Genomic DNA, 21,718 nt, shown 5'->3' on the forward strand with positions numbered 1-21,718 from the left:
CCGGCAAAATCCTTTTCCCCGTCTCGGCAGGCAATTAAGCCAGGGCATATTCCCCGGCACCTGCTGTCTTGGACGGAATCCGATGGGGCGAACCCAACGGATGCGGGCGGGCCATTGCCATGATCGTGGACACGAGTCAAGCGGATGCACGGCATGACGATGCTGTCATAACAAAGTCATTTCTACGTCATGGGCGTGACGCGGAAATGAAGCCGATATGACTTGGTTGCACGGCAAACGGTCGCCCGAGACCGCACCCGTGTCCGGGGCGGTGCCGGGGGATTTTCCATGTCGGATATCAATAACCTGGTCGCCTATGACGATGGCGACATCGATACCAATCGCTCCGCCAACACGCATATGAGCGATCTGATCGCCACCCGCCTGTCGCGCCGCCAGACGCTGCGCCACGGCGTGTCGGCGATGACCACCGCGCTGTTCGGCGGCGCGCTGCTGGCGGGTTGCGACGACGAGACGCCTGAGACCGTCACCGCCAGCGCCTCGGGCAGCACCGCCAGCGTCGCCGCCGGCCGCCCCGTCACGCTGACCGGCACGGTTTCCGCCGGGCAGGTCGCCAACACCAACTGGAGCCAGACGGCAGGTCCGTCGGTCACGCTGACCAACGCCAACAGCCTGGTCGCCTCGTTCCGCGCACCCGCCGTGGCGTCCGCGACGCAACTGGCCTTCAATCTGGAGATCACCAGCCGCGACGGCGCGGTCACCAACAACATGGTGACGGTCACCGTCACGCCGATCGCGCTCGACTTCACCGCCGTGCCGCACAGCTTGGCCGACGTGGTGACGGTGCCGGCGGGCTATAGCGTCAGCGTGCTCTATCGCCTGGGCGATCCGATCGCCTCGGGCGTCGCGGCCTATGCGAACAACGGCACCGACACCAATTTCGCGCAGCGCGCGGGCGACCATCATGACGGCATGAGCTATTTCGGCCTGGCGGCGTCGGGCAGCAATCCCGATCCGAACAACAGCACGCGCGGCCTGCTGGTTCTCAACCATGAGAATATCAGCGAGCAGTATCTCCACGTCAACGGCCAGACGCCCGCCCCGCGCCCCGAGAGCGAGGCGATCAAGGAGATCGAGTGCCACGGCGTCTCGGTGATCGAGGTAACGCGGAGCAACGGCGCATGGCGCTATGTCCAGGCATCGGCGCTGAACCGTCGCATCACGCCGAACACGCCGATGGCGTTCAGCGGCCCGGTCAAGAACGCGGCGTGGCTGAAGACCGCCTATTCGACCGATGGCAGCATGGGTCGCGGTACGATCAACAACTGCGCCAACGGCACCATGGCGTGGAACACGTACCTGACCAACGAAGAGAATTGGGCGGGCTATTTCCGCCGCAGCAGCGGTGACGCGGCGGTGCGCACCGCGACGACGCCCAAGCAGAATGTGTCGCTCGCCCGCTATGGTATCGGCGAAGGGCGGGGCGGCAATTACAACTGGGCCACCGTCACGCCCTCGGACGCGTCGAGCACCATCTATCGCCGCTGGAACGCGACCGCCACCACCGCGCTGGCCGCCGATGGCACGGCGGATTTCCGCAACGAGCCGTTCCAGTTCGGCTGGGTGGTCGAGATCGATCCGTTCAACCCGGCATCGACCCCGCGCAAGCGTACCGCACTGGGCCGTATGAACCATGAAGGCTGCCAGAGCGGCCGGATGATCGCGGGTGTCCGCCCCGCTTTCTACATGGGCGACGACGCGCAGAACGAATATATCTACAAGTTCGTGTCGGCGACGCCGTGGAACGCCTCGGACGCCAGCGCCACCGACCGTCTGGCGGTGGGCGATAAATATCTCGACAACGGCACGCTCTATGTCGCCAAGTTCAATGCGGACGGCACCGGCCAGTGGCTGCCGCTGGTGTTCGGCCAGAACGGGCTGAACGCGTCGAACAGCATCTATCCCTTCGCCGACCAGGCCGATGTCCTGATCAACACGCGTCTGGCGGGCGATGCGCTGGGCGCGACCAAGATGGACCGGCCCGAATGGACCGCGGTCAATCCGGCGACCGGCGAGATGTATTGCACGCTGACCAACAATGCCTCACGCAAGCCGGTCGCGTCGGGCAGCAACACCGCCGTCGATGCCGCCAACCCGCGCGCCTATGTCGATCCGCCCTCGACCTCGGTCGGCAACCGCAACGGCCATATCGTCCGCATCCGCGAGACGAACGACACGACCGAGGCGACCAGCTTCACCTGGGACGTGTACGTCTTCGGGGCGGGCGCGGACCTCGATCCGACCAACATCAACCTGTCGGGTCTGGACGCGACCAACGACTTCTCCTCGCCCGACGGCCTGTGGTTCAGCCTGCCGAGCAATGTCGCGGGGCAGGCAACGCCGGTGATGTGGATTCAGACCGATGACGGCGCGTTCACCGACGTCACCAACTGCATGATGCTGGCCGCGATCCCCGGCCGGGTCGGCGATGGCGGCACGCGCTCGGTGACGAGCAGCGCGGGCGGGGCCTCTGCCACCGTCACCACCCGTATCGGCAAGGCGCCCGGCGTCACGCTGAAGCGCTTCCTGGTGGGGCCGAAACAGTGCGAGATCACCGGCATCCACTCGACGCCGGACGGCACCTCGGTGTTCGTCAACATCCAGCATCCGGGCGAAGGCGCGACCAACCCGTCGGCGCCGACCAGCAACTGGCCCGACAGCCAGTCGGGCAGCGCGGCCGCGACCGTGCGTCCGCGCTCGGCCACCATCGTCATCACCAAGAATGACGGCGGCGTGGTCGCGATCTGATCGACTGACCGCATCGTCGACGCTGGGGGCCAGGAAGGTGATTGCCTTCCCGGCCCCTTTGTCGTTGAAAGGCCGTGACGAAAGGGGACGACATGGCGACGACACGGCGCGAGGTGATGGCGGGTGCGGCGGTGCTCGGGCTGGGAACGGCGGTCGGGCCCGCGCTGGCACGCGCGCCGGGCGCGAACCGGCTGATCGCCGGCACCTATGCCAATGAGGGCGGCAAGGGGCTGTATCCCATCGTCGACGGGCGGGTCGGCGCGCCGGTGACGGGCATCGTCAATGCCTCTTACGGTGTCGGCAACGGGCCGGGCGGTGCCTTCTATTTCCTGCGCGAACAGGCGGACGGGCATGTCACCGCTTATGGTCCGGGCTGGCGCGTGCGCGGCGACGCGTCGACCGGCGGCAAGGACCCGTGTCATGTCGCGCTCGACCGATCCTCGGCCTGTCTGGCGGTCGCCAATTATTCCAGCGGCTCGGTCGCCTTCTACCAGCTCGACCGGCGGACCGGTGCGCCGGGCGAACCGCGTCTGTTCCAGCATCGGGGGAGCGGCCCCAACGCCGAGCGTCAGGCGGGACCGCATGCGCATTGGGTCGGGTTCAGCCCCGACCGCCGCTGGCTGCACGCGGTCGATCTGGGGGCGGATGCGATCTTCGCCTATCGCTTCGATCCGGTCGCGCGCACGCTGGCCGAGCCGGTGATCGCGTGGCACGCCCCCGCCGGGGTTGGGCCGCGCCATATGATCCGCCACCCGACGCTGGCGCGCGCCTATGTCGCGTGCGAACTCGAGCCGCGCCTGTTCGTGCTCGATGCGCTGCCCGATGGCCGTTTCCGTGACGCGGGCGAGCGGCCACTGCTGCCCGAGGGGGCGACGGGGCCGTCCTATGCCGCGCATATCGCGATCGATCGGGCGGGGCGGACGCTTTATGTCTCCAATCGCGGCGCCAACAGCATCACCGTCTTCGCACTGGATGCGAAGGGACAGCCCAAGGCGGTGCAGCATGTGTCCACCGGCGGCGACTGGCCACGCTTCTTCCTGCTGCGCGAGGGGCGGGCCGAGCTGCTGGTCGCCAACGAGCGGTCGGGCACGGTCAACACCTTCCGCATCGGCAAGGACGGGCGTCTGACCGCGACGGGGCAGAGCGTCGCCATTCCGGGCGTGGTGTTCCTGGCGGAGGTCTGATCGCCCATCCGTCATTGCGAGCGAAGCGAAGCAATCCAGTGTCTTGGCAAGACGCCCTGGATTGCTTCGCTTCGCTCGCAATGACGGATGTTAAGCACAGGTTATGAGGTGCCGAGGCTTTGCTGGTGGCGGGCTTGGGCCGGATCGGGTTAGACGGGCTCTACTCCTTTCCCTGGGCTGAATATCCATGCGCTTCTTCCAACCCCTGCTCGCCGGCGCGACGCTGTCGGGCCGCCTGATCGCCTGTATCGGCGCGGTGATCGGCATCGCCCTGACCATCATCGTCTGTGGCGGATTGCCGCCGCTCGGCCCCGACCTGCCGATCATCGTCGCGCCGCTGGGCGCCTCGGCGGTGCTGGTCTTCGCGGTGCCCGCCAGTCCGCTCGCCCAGCCCTGGTCGGTGGTCGGCGGCAATGTCCTCTCGACCCTGGTCGGGGTGGCGATGTTTCAGGCGATCCCGTCATTGCCGCTGGCGGCGGGCTGCGCGGTCGGGGGCGCGATCCTGGTCATGTCGCTATGCCGCTGCCTGCATCCGCCGGGCGGGGCGGCGGCGCTGACCGCGGTGATCGGCAGCCAGGGCATCCATGCGGCGGGTTTTGCCTTCGCCTTCGCGCCGGTGGCGATCAACTCGATCGCGTTGGTGGCGCTGGGCATGTTCTTCCACCGCGCGACGGGGCGAAGCTATCCGCACGAGCCGGCCGTCGCGCCGCCGGGCACCGACACTTCGCGCATCCGCCCGGAGGACGTCGATGCGGCGCTGGCGGACATGCACGAGAGCTTCGACATCGCGCGCGAGGACCTGGACACGCTGCTCGCCCATGCCGAGCGCCATGCGCGGGCGCGGGCTGCACCGGTGGCGTCCGGGCGATTGCGGATCTTGCGGCGAAGGTAGGGGCGTGGCCTTCGACTTCGCTCAGGCTGAACGGGGTGGGGGGGTGGGCAATGGATCAACCGCCGTTCACGCTGAGCGAAGTCGAAGCGCACGCCTCGACCGGGCGGCTTGGCGGATGTTCGCGCGTGACCTTCGACTGCGCTAAGGCTGAACGGGGCGGGGGGTGTGGGCGACGGCCCAACCGCCGTTCACGTTGAGCGAATTCGAAGCGCATGCCCTGACTGGGCGGCTTGGCGGGGGTAGGGGCGTGGCCTTCGACTGCGCTCAGGCTGAAAGGGGCGGGGGGTATGGGCAACGCCCCAACCGCCGTTCACGCTGAGCGAAGTCGAAGCGCACGCCTCGATCCGGCGGCTTGGGGGATGTTTGCCCTTGGCCTTCGACTACGCTCAGGCTGAACGGGGCGGGGCGTTTGCCGTCCAACAAAAGGCCCGCCCCTCGAGGTGAGGGACGGGCCTTCTCCGATCAACCGGTCACACCGATCAGCGATACTTGCCGCTGAACGATATGCCGATGATGCGCGGTTCGTTGAACACGGCCGCCATATAGTTTTCGATCACGCCCTTCAGGTTCTTCTCGTTCGTGATGTTGCGGGCGAAGACCGACAGGCTCCAGTCGTCATGCGGCGCGGTGTAGCCGATGCTCAGGCCGCCCTCGAAATTGCCGTTCGAGGTGAACTCCTTGGTCCGGTAGAGGACGAAGTTCGTATAGCCCTGCAGGTTCCAGTCGGTGCTGATGAACGCCTTGCCGCCATTGGCCAGCGGCATGTCGTACTTGGCCGCCAGGTTCAGGTTGTACTCGGGCGCGTTGGGTAGCGGGTTGCCGTTGATCTGCGCGAAATAGGCGTTCGCGCCGAACACGCGGCGGGTGACGAACGGGTCGAGCACGGTGCACACCTGCACCCCGTTCAGGCCGCAGGTCTGGGCGAAGACGCGCTTGTCGCGAATCTCCGAGTGCAGCAGGCTGAGGCCCGCCGACAGCGCCAGGTTGCGCACCGGCAGCCACTGCGCATCGGCTTCCATGCCATAGGCGACCGCCTTGTCCGCGTTGAACAGCACGCCATTGCCATCCGAATCGTTGCCGTTCAGCTGGATGCCCTTCACGCGGTACGCGAAGGCGGCGGCGTTCAGGCGCAGCGTGTTGTCGAACAGCTTCGACTTGAAGCCGGTCTCGAACGACAGGTTGGTTTCCGAACCGGCGGTGGTGAAGTCGGAGTTGAACACCGCCGAGCGGCCCTGGATCGTCGGGCCACGGAAGCCTTCGGCTGCGCGGACATAGACGTTCAGTTCGGGGGTGACTTCATACAGCGCCGACAGGTCCCAGCTGGGCTTGGTGTCGGACAGGCGCACGTCGCGGCGACCGCGATAGGTCGACACGCCGGCGGCGCTGTCGGCGGTGCGCAGCAGCTGGGTACGCTTGGTATCCTCGCTGACGCGGCCACCGGCGGTCAGCAGCAGGCGATCGGTCGCCTGATAGCTGACTTGACCGAACAGGCCCCAGGACGTGTTGACGTTGTGCAGGCGGACCCAGTTGTTCGGGTTCGCTCCGATCAGGAAGGCGCGCTGGTAGAAGTCGGTGATGTCGCGGCTGTCGAAATAGATGCCGCCGAACTGCCACTTGAACGGACCGCCCGAGGTCGAGGCCAGGCGGACTTCCTGCGTCCACTGGTCGAGATCGCGGACCTGACCCTGGCTCAGGCCATAGCCATTGGGCTGGCCGTTCACCGGGAAGTTGGTCGCCGCGCCGCCATCGGTGTCGCCCTTGCTGAAGCCCGAGGTGGTTTCATAGGCGGTGATCGACGTCAGCTCGGCCGCGCCCAGGTCCCAGGCAGCGCGCAGCGAGGCGCCCTGCGTGTCATAAGACTGCGGATTGCCGCGCCCTTCGTCGATCGCGACCTGGTCGCGCGGTTCGGCCGACACGTCGCGCGAACCCTTCTTCAGCGCCCCGCGATGGAACAGCGTCGAGGTGCCGTCATACCAGCGGGCGTGGCCGGCCAGGTTGAACGACAGCGTCTCGGTCGGCGTGAACAGCAGCTGGAGGCGCACGTCGCGCTCGGTGAAGCCGCCCATCGCGTCCTTCTTGGGCGTCAGCGTACGATCGGCGCTGGGGCCGGCATAGACATTGTCGACCCAGTTGTCGCGGTGCTGGACCAGCGCCGACAGGCGGAAGGCCAGCACGTCGGCGATCAGCGGGCCGCCGACGCCCGCGTCCATGCTGATCGTGTTGTAGGTGCCGATCGAGGCGGTGGCGCGGCTCTTGAACTCCTGGCTCGGCTTGATCGTGTCGAATTTGATGATGCCGGCGGTCGTGTTGCGACCGAACAGCGAGCCCTGCGGCCCGCGCAGCACTTCGACTTGGTCGACGTCGAACACCGGGTTCGACTTCAGCACGACATGTTCGAGGACGACGTCGTCCTGGATGATCGACACCGGCTGCGACGCGCCGAGATAGAAGTCGATGTTACCCAGGCCACGGATGTAGAAGCGCGGGAAGATGCGGCCCGTGGTGGTTTCGGCATAAAGGCCGGGGACGCGGCCCGACAGCGCCAGAATGTCCTCGCCGCCCTGCTGGAAGGCGCGCAGGTCCTGGCCGCCGACGACGCCGACCGACACCGGCACGCGGTTCAGGCTTTCCGAACGACGCTCGGCGGTGACGACGATGTCGTTCAGCCCGGCCTGGTCGTCGCCCTGTTCGCCGGCGGCGTTGGTCGTCGTGCCCTGGTCGGCGGTCTGCGCGATCGCCGGCACGGCCGCCAGCGTTCCCCACGCCGCGCCCAGCAGCGCCACGGTCTTGATAACGGACTTCATCTTGTTCCCCACGCTCGACGGATCGGTCGATGCCGTCCGCCTGATTGCAATTTCTCCCGGTGAGGCGGGCGGTTAGAGGCGCATTATGGCGCTTACGTGACAGAGGTGATGCGCTGCGAGCACAGTTACAAAGGAATATGCGGTTCGACGGCCGGCACCGTCATGCAACGCAACGCGGCCTGCCGCATTGATGCCCGAAAGGCTGTTTCGACGGCGCAACGACGGGGGATGGCATGGTGGAGGCGGTAACCGGGCGCGAAGCGAGGGGCGGCGAAGGGGCACTGGCGCGGCTGGCATTGCGGTTCACCGGCTGGGCCGAGCGCTGGTTTCCCGATGCCTTCGTCTTCGTCGCGATCGCGGTGGTGGTCGTGGCCGCCGCCGCGATGATCAACGGCGCCTCGGCCCCCGCCGTCGCCAAGAGCTTCGGCGATGGCTTCTGGACGCTGATCCCCTTCACCATGCAAATGGCCTTCGTCACGATCGGCGGCTATGTCGTCGCGACCTCGCGGCCCGTCCAACGCTTGATCGACTGGCTGGCCGAGCGGCCCCGCAGCGCGCGCGGCGCGATCGGCCTCATCGCCTTTGCGACCATGGTCTCCTCGCTGCTCAGCTGGGGATTGAGCCTGATTTTCGGCGGGCTGCTGGCGCGGGCCTGCGCGCGGCGGACCGAGCTGCGGATGGATTACCGCGCGGCGGGGGCGGCGGCCTATCTGGGGCTGGGCGCGACCTGGGCGATGGGGCTGTCCTCCTCTTCCGCGCAGCTTCAGGCCAATCCCGCCAGCCTGCCGCCCGCGCTGCTGCCCATCACCGGCGTCATCCCGTTCAGCCAGACGATCTTCCTGTGGCAGTCGATGCTGATCGCCGGCGTGCTGATCCTCCTGTCGACGATCATCGCGGTCGCCTCCGCCCCCGGTCGCGACACCGCCGTCACCGCGCAGGACATGGGCATCGACCCGGCGCGCGAAGCGGATGATCTGCCGCCGCGCACCCAGCCGGGCGAATGGCTGGAACATGCGCCGCTGCTCACGATCCTCATCGGGCTGCTGGCGCTGGGCTGGCTGGTGCAGGAGTTTGCGCGGCAGGACTGGATGATCGCCATCTCCAACCTCAACACCTACAATTTCCTGTTCCTGATGGCGGGGCTGGTGCTGCACTGGCGGCCCAAGCGCTTCCTGATCGCATTGGGACGCTCGGTGCCGGCGACGGCGGGCATATTGATCCAATATCCCTTCTACGCCGCGATCGCCGCGATGCTGACCGGCGCGACCAACGCCGCCGGGGTGGGCGTCGCCGACCGGATCGCGCAGGCCTTCGTCGCGCTCAATACGCAAGGGTCGTTTCCGCTGACCATGGGCGCCTATTCGGCGATCCTGGGTTTCTTCATCCCCTCGGGCGGCGGCAAATGGCTGCTCGAGGCGCCCTATGTGATGCAGGCGGCGAACGAATTGCAGGTCCATCTCGGCTGGGCGGTGCAGATCTACAACGCGTCCGAGGCGTTGCCCAACCTGATCAATCCCTTCTGGATGCTGCCCTTGCTGGGCATATTGGGGCTGAAGGCGCGCGATATCGTCGGCTTCAGCTTCCTGCAGCTGATCGTCCACCTGCCGGTGGTGCTGTTCCTGCTCTGGGCGCTGTCCTTCACGCTGCCCTATCAGCCGCCGATGATGCCCGGAACCGGATGACTGTCACATAGTTGTAACCCAGTTTTGCTTGACGTGGTGCCTGCGGCTGGTCAGGGGGGCGGCGTTCGTACCATCTTCCGTTCATGACCCTGTTACGGTCCGGCGTTTCGCCGTGGCCCGATAGGCCATGGGCCAAAGACGTGTATGATATCGGATCACTATCGGGGTTTACCGACTGATGTTCGCCTGGTTTCAACGCCTTCTGCCGAAGACGGGCAATTTTTTCGAACTGTTCGAGGCGCAGGCCGCGACGATCCTGGCGGGGGCCGAGGCCACCGTCCGGCTGTTCGACACGCAGGGTGACACCGCCGACGAGATCGCCGTCGTCGCCGCGCGCGAGCATGACGCGGACGAGATCACCCGCAAGGTGCTGACCTCGGTCCGCTCGACCTTCCTGACGCCGTTCGACCGCGCCTCGATCACCTCGCTGATCGGCTCGCTCGACGACACGATCGACGAGATGCACGCCGCCGCCACCGCGATCGGCCTGTACCGGCTGACCCGCTTCGCCCCCGAAATGCGCGAGATGGCCACCGTCGCGGTCGAGGCGGCCCGTCTGACCGTCGAGGCGATGCCGCTGATGCGTGACGTCGCGCGCAACGGCGACCGGCTGCACGCGCTGACCGAAGAGCTGGTCCGCCTGGAGGGCCGCGCCGACGACATCCATGCCGCCGGCCTGAAGCGCACGCTGGAGGAATGCGGCGAGCGCGACACGCTGCGCTTCGTGATCGAGCGCGAGGTGTACAAGCATCTGGAACGCATCCTCGACGCGTTCGAGGATGTCGCCGACGAGATCGACGGCATCGTCATCGATCACGCCTGAGGCGGCGGCCATGCACGAACTTGCCACTCCCCTGCTGGTCGGCCTGATCCTGGTCGCGCTGGCGTTCGATTATCTCAACGGCCTGCACGACGCGGCCAATTCGATCGCGACCGTGGTGGCGACGCGGCTGTTGTCGCCGGTCGCGGCGGTGGTGTTCGCCGCCTTCTTCAACTTCGCGGCCTATTTCCTGACCGTCGCCTTCCCCAGCCTGCATGCGGTGGCGGAGACGATCGGCAAGAACCTGATCGACCAGAGCGTGGTGACGCCGGCCGTCATCTTCGGCGCGCTGGGCGGGGCGATGGCATGGAACGTCATCACCTGGCTGCGCGGTATTCCGTCCTCGTCCAGTCATGCGCTGGTCGGCGGGCTGGTCGGTGCCGGCGTCGCCCATGCGGGCATGGGCGCGGTGCAATGGGCGGGCCTGAACAAGACGCTGCTCGCCATCGTCCTGTCCCCGCTGCTGGGCATGATGCTGGCGATGCTGGTCATGCTGCTGAGCAGCTGGGCATTGCGCAAATCCAGCGCGGGCGGGGCGGAGCGCAGCTTCCGCGCGCTGCACCTCGTCTCATCGGCGGCCTATTCGCTCAGCCACGGCCTGAACGACGCGCAGAAGACGATGGGCATCATCACCGTCCTCCTCTATTCGACCGGCCGCCTGACCGGACCGTTCGAGGTGCCGCACTGGGTCGCCATCTCCTGCTATATCGCGATCGCGCTGGGCACGATGACCGGCGGCTGGCGCATCATCGAGACGATGGGCACCCGCATCACCAAGCTGTCGCAGCATCAGGGCTTCAGCGCCTCGACCGCCGGGTCGATCGTGATCTTCCTGGCCTCGGCCATGGGTATCCCGGTGTCGACGACGCACACCATCACCGGCTCGATCATCGGCGCGGGCGTGGCCAGGCGGGCCTCGGCGGTGCGCTGGGGCGTGGCGGGCAATGTGGTGATCGCCTGGATCATCACCATCCCGGCCTCCGCCGCGATGGGGGCGGGGTTCTACCTGCTGACCCGGTTGTTCTGATGACGGGGGAGGCGAGGGCCTCCCCTTTTTCTCATACTCAACATCCGTTCAGCCTGAGCGCAGTCAAAAATCCTTCCTCCCCTGTAAGGGGAGGGGGACCAGCGAAGCTGGTGGAGGGGTGTTACCCGTTGTGAGTGAGGTCCGCCCTCGCCGAGCGGGACACCCCTCCGTCAGGCCTGCGGCCTGCCACCTCCCCTTACAGGGGAGGAATGGGGGGGCTTCGACTGCGCTCAGGCTGAACGGAGGATGGGAATGAACTACATCGGCCCATCCCCACACCCTCACGCCCCCGTGACCGGCCCTCCGGCGGCCTGGAACAGCGCGACCGTGTCGGTCATCCGCGCCGCCTTGGCCTGGATCAGTTGCGAGCGCGCCTGCGCGTCCGTGGCGGTGGCGTTGAGCAGTTGCAGCGTCCCCACATCGCCCAGCGCCAGCTGACGCCGCGCGAAGGTCAGCGCCTGGCCGGCCGCGTTGCTCGCCCGCTGTGCCGCGTCGAGCGCCTGGGCGTCGGTCGACAGGCCGGTCAGCGAGTCGGCGACATTGCCGAACGCCTGGAGCACCGCCTGGCGATATTGCGCCTTGGCCCCCTCCAGCGCCGCTTCCGCCGCCTTTTGCTGGTGACGCAGCGCATTGGCGTGGAACAACGGCTGGGTGATCCCGCCGAGCAGCGCCCAGAAGGGATTGCCGCTCTTGAACATGTCGCCGAAATTCTGCGCCGAGCCGCCGGCATTGGCCGAAAGCTGGATGCTGGGCAGGCGCGCGGCGATGGCGGCGCCGACATCGGCTCCGGCACCCTGCAACTGCGCTTCGGCCGCCAGTATGTCGGGCCGGCGATGGACCAGCTCGGACGGTACGATCGCGGGCAGTTCGGTCGGCAGGGTCAGCTGCGACAGTTCAGGCAGCGGCGGCAGCGCGGAACCTGCCGGACGGCCGATCAGCGTCGCGATGATCGTGCGCTGTGCAGCCTCGGCGCGGACCAGTGGGGGCAGCGCGCCCTCGGCATTGGCGAGCGCGGCCTGTTGCTGCGCGACGTCGGACGCGCCAACCGCGCCCAGCCGCTGACGCTGTTGCAGCGCGCCCAATATGTCGCGGTTTACCGTCACGGCGGTCTGCGCGGCGGCGACTTGTTCCGCCAGGCTCGCCCGCTCGATCAGCGTAGTGACGAGGTTGGCCGCCACCGTCATCCGCGCGGCATCCAGCTGATGCCGCTCGACCTCGGCCCGCGCCACGGCGGAGCGGACCTGCGCCCGGTTGCCGCCGAACGCATCGACATCATAGGAGACGCTGACCTGCGCGGTGTGCAGGGTATAGAGCTGCTGGTTCTGGTCGGCGACCGCCGGCGACAGCGCGTTGGACACGCGGGTCCGCTGCACATTGTAGTTCAGCCCGCCCTGCGGAAACAGCAGCGAGCCGCGCGTCGCGCGCGCCTGTTCCCGTGCCTGCCGCAGTGAGGCCTCGGCGACTCCGACGTAGTTATTGTGGGCCAGCGCCTCGGCGACCAGCGCGTCGAGCTGCGCATTGCCGAAGGCGTGCCACCATTCGGGCGCGATGGTGGCCGAGGCGGTCTGCGCCGGGCCGCTGGCCGGTGCGATCACTGGCGCCGGGGCCATGGGCGGCAGGCTGGCATGCGCGTCCAGATCATGCGGGCCGACCGCACAGGCGGAGACGCAAGCGAGCAGCGGCAGGGTCAGGAAACGCTTCATGCCATGGCTCCCGTATCGGCCTGGTCGTCGTGGAAATGGTCGTTCTTCTTCGGGCGCTGCGACAGCGGCAGGCGGGTCGAGAAGCGGCTGATCAGCACCGGCAGGACCAGGAGGATCAGCACGGGCGCGAGCGTCATGCCGCCGACCACGACCAGCGCGAGCGGCTTCTGCACTTGGCTGCCGATCCCGTGCGACAGGGCGGCGGGCAGCAGGCCGATCGCGGCGACCAGACAGGTCATGACGACCGGACGCAGGCTGTTCTTGACGGTGGTGGCCAGCGCATTCTCACGCGGGGCGCCTTCGTCGATCGCATTGTTGAAGGTGGTGACGACCAGGATGCCGTCCATCACCGCGATGCCGAACAACGCCACGAAGCCGATCGCCGCCGAGATACTGAACGCCGTGCCGGTCAGGGCCAGCGCCAGTACGCCGCCCACGATCGCCATCGGGATCGCGGAAAAGGCGAGCAGGCTGTCGCGCATCGCGCCGAAGTTCGCATAGAGCAGCAGCAGGATGAGCACGAGGCTGATCGGCACCACGATCTCCAGCCGCGAGATCGCGTTCTTGAGGTTGTCCAGCTCGCCCGCCCATTCCAGATGATAGCCCGGCGGCAGCTGGACATTCTGGTTGATCCGGCTGCGCGCCTCCTCGACCGCGCTGCCCAGGTCGCGGCCGCGCACCGAGAATTTGATCGGCACATAGCGTTCCTGATGCTCGCGATAGATGAACGAGGCACCGCTGGTCAGCTTGACGTTCGCCACCTCTGACAGCGGCACCTGGATGGTCCCGTTGCCGTCCGGGCTCGGCGCGCCGATCGTGATGTTGCGCACCGACTCCAGCGAGTCGCGCTGCGCCGGCTGAAGCCGCACGATGATCGGGAAGTGGCGGTCGGTGCCGGGTTCGTACAGGTCGGCCGACGACTGGCCACCGATGGCGGCGGCGACCGTCTGGTTGATGTCGTCGGGCGTCAGGCCATAGCGCGCGGCCTTGGCGCGATCGACATCGATCCGCACGGTCGGCTGGCCCAGAATCTCGAACACGCCGAGATCCTCGATGCCCTTCACCTTGGCCATCTGCGCCTTGATCTGGTTGGCCAGCTTTTCGAGCGTGACGAGGTCGGGCCCGAACAGCTTGATTGAATTGGCGCCCTTCACGCCCGAGGCGGCTTCCTCGACATTATCCTCGATGATCTGCGAGAAGGAGAAGTCGACGCCGGGGTATTTCTTGGCAAGCCGGGTCGACAGTTCGTCGATCAGCTTCTCCTTGGTCATGCCGCTCGGCCAGGTGTCGAACGGCTTCAGCGGTACGAAGAATTCGACGTTGAAGAAGCCGGTCGCGTCGGTGCCGTCGTCTGGGCGGCCATGGGCGGACAGGACCGCCGTGGTCTCCGGATAGGTGGCGATGATCTTGCGCACCTCGTTGGTCACCTTCTCGCCCGCCTCCAGGCTGATCGAGGAGGGGAGGGTGGCGCGGATGTACATATTGCCTTCTTCGAGGTGCGGCAGGAACTCGATGCCGAGCGAGCGCACGCCGACGATCGCCAGCACCATCATCAGCGCCGCGCCGCCCAGCGTCACGATCTTGTTGCGCAGCGCGAAGGAGGCGGCGGGTTCGTAGATGCGGCGCAGGCGGCCGACGATGAAGGTCTCGGTCTCGGCCAGCTTGTCCGGCAGGAGGAGCGTCGAAAGCACCGGCGCGACGGTGAAGGTCGCGAGCAGGCCGCCGGTGATGGCATAGGCATAGGTCTTGGCCATCGGGCCGAAGATGTGCCCCTCGACGCCGGTCAGGGTGAACAGCGGCAGGAAGCTGGCGATGATGATCGCGGCGGCGAAGAAGATGCCGCGACTGACCTCGCTCGAGGCGCCCAGCACCGCGCCGAAGCGGCTGGCCATGGTATAGCGGCCTTGGCCATTCTCGACAGCGGCGGAGCGTTCGACCATGTGGCGGAAGATATTCTCCACCATGATGACGCAGGCATCGACGACGAGGCCGAAGTCCAGCGCGCCGACCGACAGCAGGTTCGCACTCTCGCCCTGGAGCACCAAGATCAGGATCGCGAAGGCCAGCGCGAACGGGATGGTCGCCGCCACGATGATCGCCGAGCGCAGATTGCCGAGGAACAGCCATTGCAGCGCGAAGATCAGCAGGATGCCGACCACCATATTTTCCATGACGGTATGGATGGTCAGGTTGATCAGGTCGGAACGGTCGTAGATGCGCTCCAGATGGACGCCGGGGGGCAGGATGCCGCTGTCGTTGATGTTGGCGACCTCGGCCTGCACGGCCTTGATCGTCGGCATCGACTGGGCGCCGCGCTGCATCAGGACGATGCCCTGCACGATGTCGTCGTCGTTATTGTACCCGGCGATGCCCATGCGCGGCGCGTTGCCGATCTTGACGGTCGCGACGTCCTTGATGAGCACGGGCGTCCCGCCCGCCTCGCCGACCAGCACGTTCTGGATCGCGTCGGGCGACTGGATCAGGCCGATGCCGCGCACGATCGCGGCCTGTTCGCCGAAGTTGATCGTCTGGCCGCCGACATTGCCGTCGCTCTTGGACAAGGCCGCCAGCACCTGCGCGACCGTCACGCCATGTGCGGTCAGACGGTTCTGGTCGATGACCACGTCATAGGCGCGCAGCTTGCCGCCCCAACCGGTCACGTCGATCACGCCCGGAATCCGCTTGAACCGGCGCTGGAGCACCCAGTCCTGCAGCGTCTTCAGGTCCATCACCGAATAGCCCTTGGGCGCGGCGATGCGGTAGCGATAGATTTCACCCACCGGCGAGGTCGGCGACAGCGTCGGCTGCGCGCCACCGGCCAGCGGCGGCAGCTGGGACAGGCGGTTGATGACCTGCTGGCGCGCCTGTTCGTTGGTATAGTCGTAGGTGAACTGAATCTTGATGTCCGACAGGCCGAACAGGCTGATCGCGCGGATCGCGGTCAGATGCGGGATACCCGCCATCTGGACCTCGATCGGGATGGTGACGTTGCGTTCCATCTCCTCGGCCGACAGGCCTTGGGTCTGGGTGATGACCTCGACCATCGGGGGAACGGGATCGGGATAGGCCTCGATGTTGAGGTTGATGAAGCCGATGACGCCCGCGACGATCATCGCGAAGAACAGGCCGACGATCAGCAGTCGCTGACGCAGCGCAAAGTCGACGATGCGGTTCATTATTCGCCGATCCCCGCTTCGTTGACGAACAGCGCGCCCGAGGTGACGATCTTCTCGCCCGGCTTGAGCCCGGAGGTGATGGTGACGAGACCGTTGGCGGATTCGCCGGTCTGTACATCGCGCGCGACCAGCAGGCCGTCGGGACGCATGATCCAGACGCGCGCGGCATCGCCCTCATGGATGACGGCGGCGGCGGGGACGCGGATCGCCTCGCCGGCCCCCAGATGATGGATCGCGAAGCTGGCGAACATCTGTGGCTTTAGCAGCTTGTCGGGGTTGGGAATCGCGGCGCGCACCGGCAGGCGATGGGTCTGCGGGTCGAGCGCGGCGCCGACCAGATCGATGGTGGCGTGGAAGACGCGGCCGGGCAGCGCGGGGGTGGTCACCTCGACGGGATCGCCGACGCGGACATTCTCGGCATCGCTTTCGGCCACCTGCGCGACCAGCCAGACGCGCGAGGGGTCGGTGATGGTCATCACCGGCTTGTCGCCGCCCTGCGAGACATATTGACCCGGCGCGACATCGCGCGAGGCGACGACGCCGCTGATCGGCGCATGCAGCGTGGTGATGTCATGGATGCCGGAGACTTCGCCGACATTCTCCAGCCGGTTTATCTCGCCCGGCGACTTGCCGAGGATCGCCAGCTTGTCGCGCGCGGCGCCGAGCGAGGCGGCGGCGGTGCGCGCGGTCGCCTGCGCGGCGGCGAGGTCGGCCTTGGCCTGCTGATAATCCTTCAGCGCGCCGCCGGCGGTCTGATAGATTTGTTGCTGGCGATCGGCATTGCGCTGCGCCGCGACTAGCTGCGCCTGCGCGTTCTGGTAGGATGCACGGGCCGAGAACAGGCCAGCGCGTGCGTCGACGAAATCGCTGGTCTTGATCAGCAGCAGCGGCTGCCCCTGCCGCACCACCTGACCCGCATCGGCCAGCACGCGTACGACCTGCCCGGCATAGGGCATCAGCACAGGGGTCGAGCGGGTGGCATCGACCGTGATCGCGCCCGTCGCCATGGTCTGCGCCCCCGAGGCGCCCAGGCCGACGCGCATCGTCGGCATCGCTGTCAGCTGCGCCTTGGACAGCCGCAGCGTCCCCGCTGGCGGCGGGGTGGGCGGCGCCTCCTCCTTATGGGTCAGCTTGCCGACTAGCGTGATCAGCAGCAGCACGCCGACCAGCACGGCGGCGGCGATCGCAACCCAGCGCCATTGCTGCGCGGAGGACAGGCGACGGGTTTCGGGTAGCGTTTCGTCGGCGGGGTTGGCGTGCATCGGCTTCTTTCGGCGCGAAGGACTGGAAATTGCGCCGGGCGATAGGGCCAGTGCCCTGACGGATCGCTTACGGAAAACTTACGAGGCGTTCATGTTGAAAGGGGGCCGTGGACATGTCCCGGATGGGCAGGGCCAGCCATTCGGCGGTGCCGCCAAACGACGCCGCCGCACGGTGTGGGGAACAAGTTGCGCGTCTTATCGTTGAAAACAAACGATTCGACATAAAAAGGGGCATTTACCATGGCCAGCCATATGCCGCCGCCGCGCATCTCCGATCTGCCGCGCGAGGAGCGCCTCGACGCGCTGTATCGCCGTGCGGCCAATGATCGCGCGCGTTATCTGGCGGCGCGGACGCGTCGTCCGGGCTTGCTCGACCGGCTCCTTCAGCTGTTCTGATCGTTCGTCGCGGCTCCCGGGGTCGCGACGTCTTCCATGTCAGACCCGACGTGTCTGACGTCGGCGTCGCCGGGGCGTCCCGGCGCGTACGCGATCCGGCCGGGTTTTCAGGCGACGTTCTAGCCGCAGATCGCTGTGACCGATCGCCACCAGCACGATCAGCAGCGACGACAGCGCCGACACCGTCAACCAGATTTCCAACAGCGCGCCGGCCATGCCATTCCCCGAATGTGAATGGCGCAAACGTTCCGATGGCCGATCCGATCCGGTCCTTTTGCCCTGATGGCAATAATTTGCGAAAAGCCTCGACCGATGCGGTCGAGAGGCATCGCGCGGTGCCCGGACGCCGTGATAAGCAGCGTTCATGATCCGATCCGATCGTGCTTCCTGGCCGCTGGCGATCGGCCTGTCGCTGCTGGCGGGCTATGTCGATGCCATCGGCTTTCAGTGGCTGGGCGGCTATTTCGTGTCGTTCATGAGCGGCAACGGCACGATGCTGGCGCTGGGCCTGGCGAGGCCGGGCGGGGCGGGGCATGGCGTGGCGATCCTGGCCGCCCTGCTGGCCCTGTTCGTCATCGGCGTGATGGCGGGCACCTTGATTCGCCTGACGCGGCCGCGCCTGGGGCAGGCCATCGTCTTGTTGCTGGTCGCGCTGCTGCTGGCGATCGCGGCGCCGCTTCGCGGTTGGGCGGCGCTGCTGATGGCGGTGGCGATGGGCGTGGCCAACGCGACCTTCGAGCGCGATGGCGAGGTCAGCATCGGCGTCACCTATATGACCGGCACGCTGGTCAAGATCGGCCAGCATCTGGCGCGGACCATCGCGGGGCGGACGCGCTGGGCCTGGCTGCCCTATCTGTTGCTGTGGACCGGGTTCGTCGCGGGCGCGGCGCTGGGCACGCTGGGCTATGCGGCATGGGGTGTGGCGGCGTTATGGGGTGCGGTCGGCGCCGCGTTGCTGGGCGCGGGCGCGGCCTGGCGGATGGCGCCCGCCATTTGACGCCGGGGAAGGGGGCTTTGTCCGCTTTTCTCGGCACAGCGCTTGGATTTCACGAGCGAGCAATATAATTACAAGGCCGAGAGTCGGGCATCAGACCCGCGACAGGAGAGAATATGCGCGTGATCGATCACTTGGTCGCTGGCGGACAGACCGCGACCGATGCCGCTGCCACCCGGGCCGAGGGCCGTCAGGGCGATGTCTTCGACCCCAATAGCGGTCAGGTGCAGGCCCGCGTGATGCTGGGCGACGCCGCGCTCCTCGAACGCGCCGTTGCCGCCGCGCAAAGCGCACAATCCGGCTGGGCCGCGACCAATCCGCAGCGGCGGGCGCGCGTGATGTTCCGCTTCAAGGAACTGGTCGAGCAGAATATGGACGCGCTGGCGCATCTGCTCTCCTCCGAACATGGCAAGGTGATCGCCGACGCGAAAGGCGACATCCAGCGCGGGTTGGAGGTGATCGAGTTCGCCTGCGGCATCCCCCACGCGCTGAAGGGCGAATATACGCAAGGCGCGGGGCCGGGCATCGACGTCTATTCGATGCGGATGCCGCTGGGCATCGGTGCTGGCATCACCCCGTTCAACTTCCCGGCGATGATCCCGATGTGGATGTTCGGCGTCGCCATCGCCTGCGGCAACGCCTTCATCCTGAAGCCGTCCGAGCGCGATCCGTCGGTCCCCGTGCGTCTGGCCGAGCTGATGCGCGAAGCGGGCGCGCCCGAGGGCATTCTGCAGGTCGTGCACGGCGACAAGGCGATGGTCGACGCGATCCTCGACCATCCGGCGATCAGTGCGGTCAGCTTCGTCGGCTCGTCCGACATCGCCCATTACGTCTACCGACGCGGGGTAGAGGCGGGCAAGCGCGTCCAGGCGATGGGTGGCGCCAAGAACCACGGCATCGTCATGCCCGACGCCGACCTCGACCAGGTGGTCGCCGATCTGTCGGGCGCGGCCTTCGGCTCGGCGGGCGAGCGATGCATGGCGCTGCCTGTGGTGGTGCCGGTCGGTGACAAGACGGCCGATGCGTTGCGCGAAAAGCTGATCCCCGCGATCGACGCGCTGCGGGTCGGCGTTTCGACCGATGCGCAGGCGCATTACGGCCCGGTCGTGAACGCGGCGCACAAGAAGCGCGTGGAGGACTGGATTCAGACCGGCGTCGATGAGGGGGCGGAGCTGGTCGTCGACGGGCGCGGCTTCCAGTTGCAGGGCTATGAGGAGGGCTTCTTCATCGGCCCCTCGCTGTTCGACCGGGTGACGCCCGCCATGCAGAGCTATAAGGAGGAAATCTTCGGCCCCGTCCTCCAGATCGTCCGCGCCCCCGATTTCGAGACGGCGGTGCGGCTGCCGAGCGAGCACCAATATGGCAACGGCGTCGCGATCTTCACCCGCAACGGCCATGCGGCGCGCGAGTTCGCGGCGCGCGTCGAGGTGGGGATGGTCGGCATCAACGTGCCGATCCCGGTGCCGGTCGCGTATCACACATTTGGCGGCTGGAAGCGCTCGGCCTTTGGTGACGTGAACCAGCATGGCATGGAGGGCGTCCGCTTCTGGACCAAGGTGAAGACGGTGACCCAGCGCTGGCCCGATGGCTCTGCCACGGGCGAGAATGCCTTCGTGATCCCGACAATGGCCTAACAGCACGCCCCTCCCGCACGCGGGAGGGGATGGGGGAGGGCAGGCCACAGGCGATGGTCTCGGTGAGACTCCTTGCCCTCCCCAAACCCCTCCCGCCTGCGGGAGGGGCTTAAAGAAGCGAGAAACCCGATGACCCAATTCGACCTGACCGACGAGCAGCGCGAGATCCAGGAGCTGGCGCGCCGCTTCACCGCCGACCGCATCACGCCCTTCGCGGGCGAATGGGACGAGAAGCACATCTTTCCCCGCGACACGATTCGTGAAGCCGCCGAACTGGGTTTCGCCGCCATCTATGTGTCCGAAGAATCCGGCGGCATCGCGCTCGGGCGACTGGAGGCGGCGCTTATCATGGAGGCGATGGCCTATGGCTGTCCCTCCACATCCGCCTTCATCTCGATCCATAACATGGCGTCGTGGATGATCGACCGCTTCGGCGATGCGGATGTGAAGGGGCGCTATTTGCCCGACCTCGTCACCATGGCGCGCATGGCGAGCTATTGCCTGACCGAGCCGGGCTCGGGCTCCGACGCGGCGGCGCTCAAGACCCGCGCGGTCCGCGACGGCGACCATTACATCGTCTCCGGCTCCAAGCAGTTCATCTCGGGCGGCGGCGAGAATGAGGTGTATGTCACCATGGTTCGCACCGGTGAGGACGGGCCCAAGGGCATTTCCTGCCTGGTGATCGACAAGGACACCCCCGGTGTCTCCTTCGGCGCGAACGAGCGCAAGCTGGGCTGGCATTCGCAGCCGACGCGGCAGGTGATGTTCGACAATGTCCGCGTTCCGCAAGCCAACCGGCTGGGCGCGGAGGGCGAAGGGTTCCGCATCGCGATGATGGGGCTGGACGGCGGGCGGCTGAACATCGGCGCCTGCTCGCTGGGGGGGGCGCAGCGCTGTCTCGACGAGTCGGTCGCCTATGTGAAGGACCGCCGCCAGTTCGGCAAGGCGATCGCCGAGTTCCAGAACACCCAGTTCACCCTGGCCGACATGGCGACCGAGCTGGAGGCGGCGCGCGCGCTGCTCTACCTCGCCGCTGCCAAGGTGACCGACAATGCGCCCGACAAGACCCGCTTCGCCGCCATGGCCAAGCGCCTTGCCACCGACACCGGATCGTCGGTGGTCGACCGCGCGCTCCAGCTGCATGGCGGTTACGGCTATCTGATGGACTATCCGATCGAGCGCTTCTGGCGCGACCTGCGCGTCCATTCGATCCTGGAGGGTACGAACCAGGTGATGCGGATGATCGTCGGTCGGGATTTACTTAAAGATTAAGCCGTTCCCCGGCGAAGGCCGGGGTCCAGTTTCTAAGCAGCCGGTGGCGCCTCATACGTTACCGCAACTTGGCCCCGGCCTTCGCCGGGGAACGGGAAGGGGT

15 protein-coding genes are annotated in these 21,718 nt (G+C 67.0%); 10 read left to right on the forward strand and 5 right to left on the reverse strand.

The window, feature by feature from the left end; all coding sequences use genetic code 11:
• Positions 1-288: 288 nt before the first annotated feature.
• The 3 genes from GGR48_RS02365 to GGR48_RS02375 all read left to right on the forward strand — a co-directional run bounded on the left by GGR48_RS02365 (position 289) and on the right by GGR48_RS02375 (position 4,845).
• On the forward strand, positions 289-2,769 hold the full coding sequence (locus tag GGR48_RS02365; protein ID WP_183950286.1) for a PhoX family protein: 2,481 nt from the start codon (positions 289-291) through the stop codon (positions 2,767-2,769).
• Positions 2,770-2,861: 92 nt separating this feature from the next.
• Positions 2,862-3,953: a lactonase family protein gene (locus GGR48_RS02370; RefSeq protein WP_183950287.1), complete on the forward strand. Its 1,092-nt coding sequence runs from the start codon at positions 2,862-2,864 to the stop codon at positions 3,951-3,953.
• Between the two features lie 187 nt (positions 3,954-4,140).
• On the forward strand, positions 4,141-4,845 hold the full coding sequence (locus tag GGR48_RS02375; protein WP_183950288.1) for an HPP family protein: 705 nt from the start codon (positions 4,141-4,143) through the stop codon (positions 4,843-4,845).
• 479 nt (positions 4,846-5,324) lie between these two features.
• Here the strand turns inward: GGR48_RS02375 and GGR48_RS02380 are convergent, their stop codons facing one another.
• Positions 5,325-7,649, reverse strand: a complete 2,325-nt coding sequence (locus GGR48_RS02380; protein WP_183950289.1) for a TonB-dependent receptor — start codon at positions 7,647-7,649, stop codon at positions 5,325-5,327.
• 233 nt (positions 7,650-7,882) lie between these two features.
• On the opposite strand from GGR48_RS02380, the gene GGR48_RS02385 reads away from it, so the two are divergent.
• The 3 genes from GGR48_RS02385 to GGR48_RS02395 all read left to right on the forward strand — a co-directional run bounded on the left by GGR48_RS02385 (position 7,883) and on the right by GGR48_RS02395 (position 11,178).
• Positions 7,883-9,331: a short-chain fatty acid transporter gene (locus tag GGR48_RS02385; protein ID WP_183950290.1), complete on the forward strand. Its 1,449-nt coding sequence runs from the start codon at positions 7,883-7,885 to the stop codon at positions 9,329-9,331.
• 178 nt (positions 9,332-9,509) lie between these two features.
• A complete protein-coding gene (locus GGR48_RS02390; RefSeq protein WP_007403814.1) occupies positions 9,510-10,154 on the forward strand; it encodes a DUF47 domain-containing protein in 645 nt (214 codons plus the stop codon).
• Positions 10,155-10,164: 10 nt separating this feature from the next.
• Positions 10,165-11,178, forward strand: coding sequence for an inorganic phosphate transporter (locus GGR48_RS02395; RefSeq protein WP_183950291.1), 1,014 nt, complete (start codon positions 10,165-10,167; stop codon positions 11,176-11,178).
• 281 nt (positions 11,179-11,459) lie between these two features.
• Here the strand turns inward: GGR48_RS02395 and GGR48_RS02400 are convergent, their stop codons facing one another.
• The 3 genes from GGR48_RS02400 to GGR48_RS02410 are packed head-to-tail and all read right to left on the reverse strand — an operon-like array spanning position 11,460 to position 17,319.
• Positions 11,460-12,881, reverse strand: coding sequence for an efflux transporter outer membrane subunit (locus GGR48_RS02400; RefSeq protein WP_183950292.1), 1,422 nt, complete (start codon positions 12,879-12,881; stop codon positions 11,460-11,462).
• Complete coding sequence (locus GGR48_RS02405; protein WP_183950293.1) at positions 12,878-16,057, reverse strand: efflux RND transporter permease subunit; 3,180 nt, start codon at positions 16,055-16,057, stop codon at positions 12,878-12,880. Before GGR48_RS02405 ends, GGR48_RS02400 begins: the two co-directional genes overlap by 4 nt.
• On the reverse strand, positions 16,057-17,319 hold the full coding sequence (locus tag GGR48_RS02410) for an efflux RND transporter periplasmic adaptor subunit (RefSeq protein WP_183950294.1): 1,263 nt from the start codon (positions 17,317-17,319) through the stop codon (positions 16,057-16,059). Before GGR48_RS02410 ends, GGR48_RS02405 begins: the two co-directional genes overlap by 1 nt.
• Positions 17,320-17,559: 240 nt before the next feature.
• Here GGR48_RS02410 and GGR48_RS02415 point away from each other — a divergent pair, with 240 nt between their 5' ends.
• On the forward strand, positions 17,560-17,715 hold the full coding sequence (locus GGR48_RS02415) for a hypothetical protein (protein ID WP_183950295.1): 156 nt from the start codon (positions 17,560-17,562) through the stop codon (positions 17,713-17,715).
• Positions 17,716-17,754: 39 nt separating this feature from the next.
• On the opposite strand, the gene GGR48_RS02420 is transcribed toward GGR48_RS02415, so the two are convergent.
• On the reverse strand, positions 17,755-17,931 hold the full coding sequence (locus tag GGR48_RS02420; protein WP_183950296.1) for a hypothetical protein: 177 nt from the start codon (positions 17,929-17,931) through the stop codon (positions 17,755-17,757).
• A 148-nt stretch (positions 17,932-18,079) separates the two neighbouring features.
• Here GGR48_RS02420 and GGR48_RS02425 point away from each other — a divergent pair, with 148 nt between their 5' ends.
• The 3 genes from GGR48_RS02425 (at position 18,080) to GGR48_RS02435 (ending at position 21,615) form a co-directional block, all read left to right on the forward strand.
• A complete protein-coding gene (locus GGR48_RS02425) occupies positions 18,080-18,712 on the forward strand; it encodes a YoaK family protein (protein WP_183950297.1) in 633 nt (210 codons plus the stop codon).
• A gap of 113 nt (positions 18,713-18,825) precedes the next feature.
• Positions 18,826-20,343: a CoA-acylating methylmalonate-semialdehyde dehydrogenase gene (locus tag GGR48_RS02430; RefSeq protein ID WP_183950298.1), complete on the forward strand. Its 1,518-nt coding sequence runs from the start codon at positions 18,826-18,828 to the stop codon at positions 20,341-20,343.
• Between the two features lie 129 nt (positions 20,344-20,472).
• On the forward strand, positions 20,473-21,615 hold the full coding sequence (locus tag GGR48_RS02435) for an acyl-CoA dehydrogenase family protein (RefSeq protein ID WP_183950299.1): 1,143 nt from the start codon (positions 20,473-20,475) through the stop codon (positions 21,613-21,615).
• Positions 21,616-21,718 lie beyond the last annotated feature (103 nt).

The organism is Sphingomonas pseudosanguinis (assembly GCF_014196255.1).
GTDB classification, from domain to species: domain Bacteria; phylum Pseudomonadota; class Alphaproteobacteria; order Sphingomonadales; family Sphingomonadaceae; genus Sphingomonas; species Sphingomonas pseudosanguinis.

Bases quoted from the DNA above. Each gene is read 5' to 3' on its own strand.
- GGR48_RS02365 (WP_183950286.1), top strand. From the start codon at position 289: ATGTCGGATATCAATAACCTGGTCGCCTATGACGATGGCGACATCGAT.
- GGR48_RS02370 (WP_183950287.1), top strand. From the start codon at position 2,862: ATGGCGACGACACGGCGCGAGGTGATGGCGGGTGCGGCGGTGCTCGGG.
- GGR48_RS02375 (WP_183950288.1), top strand. From the start codon at position 4,141: ATGCGCTTCTTCCAACCCCTGCTCGCCGGCGCGACGCTGTCGGGCCGC.
- GGR48_RS02380 (WP_183950289.1), bottom strand. From the start codon at position 7,649: ATGAAGTCCGTTATCAAGACCGTGGCGCTGCTGGGCGCGGCGTGGGGA.
- GGR48_RS02385 (WP_183950290.1), top strand. From the start codon at position 7,883: ATGGTGGAGGCGGTAACCGGGCGCGAAGCGAGGGGCGGCGAAGGGGCA.
- GGR48_RS02390 (WP_007403814.1), top strand. From the start codon at position 9,510: ATGTTCGCCTGGTTTCAACGCCTTCTGCCGAAGACGGGCAATTTTTTC.
- GGR48_RS02395 (WP_183950291.1), top strand. From the start codon at position 10,165: ATGCACGAACTTGCCACTCCCCTGCTGGTCGGCCTGATCCTGGTCGCG.
- GGR48_RS02400 (WP_183950292.1), bottom strand. From the start codon at position 12,881: ATGAAGCGTTTCCTGACCCTGCCGCTGCTCGCTTGCGTCTCCGCCTGT.
- GGR48_RS02405 (WP_183950293.1), bottom strand. From the start codon at position 16,057: ATGAACCGCATCGTCGACTTTGCGCTGCGTCAGCGACTGCTGATCGTC.
- GGR48_RS02410 (WP_183950294.1), bottom strand. From the start codon at position 17,319: ATGCACGCCAACCCCGCCGACGAAACGCTACCCGAAACCCGTCGCCTG.
- GGR48_RS02415 (WP_183950295.1), top strand. From the start codon at position 17,560: ATGGCCAGCCATATGCCGCCGCCGCGCATCTCCGATCTGCCGCGCGAG.
- GGR48_RS02420 (WP_183950296.1), bottom strand. From the start codon at position 17,931: ATGGCCGGCGCGCTGTTGGAAATCTGGTTGACGGTGTCGGCGCTGTCG.
- GGR48_RS02425 (WP_183950297.1), top strand. From the start codon at position 18,080: ATGATCCGATCCGATCGTGCTTCCTGGCCGCTGGCGATCGGCCTGTCG.
- GGR48_RS02430 (WP_183950298.1), top strand. From the start codon at position 18,826: ATGCGCGTGATCGATCACTTGGTCGCTGGCGGACAGACCGCGACCGAT.
- GGR48_RS02435 (WP_183950299.1), top strand. From the start codon at position 20,473: ATGACCCAATTCGACCTGACCGACGAGCAGCGCGAGATCCAGGAGCTG.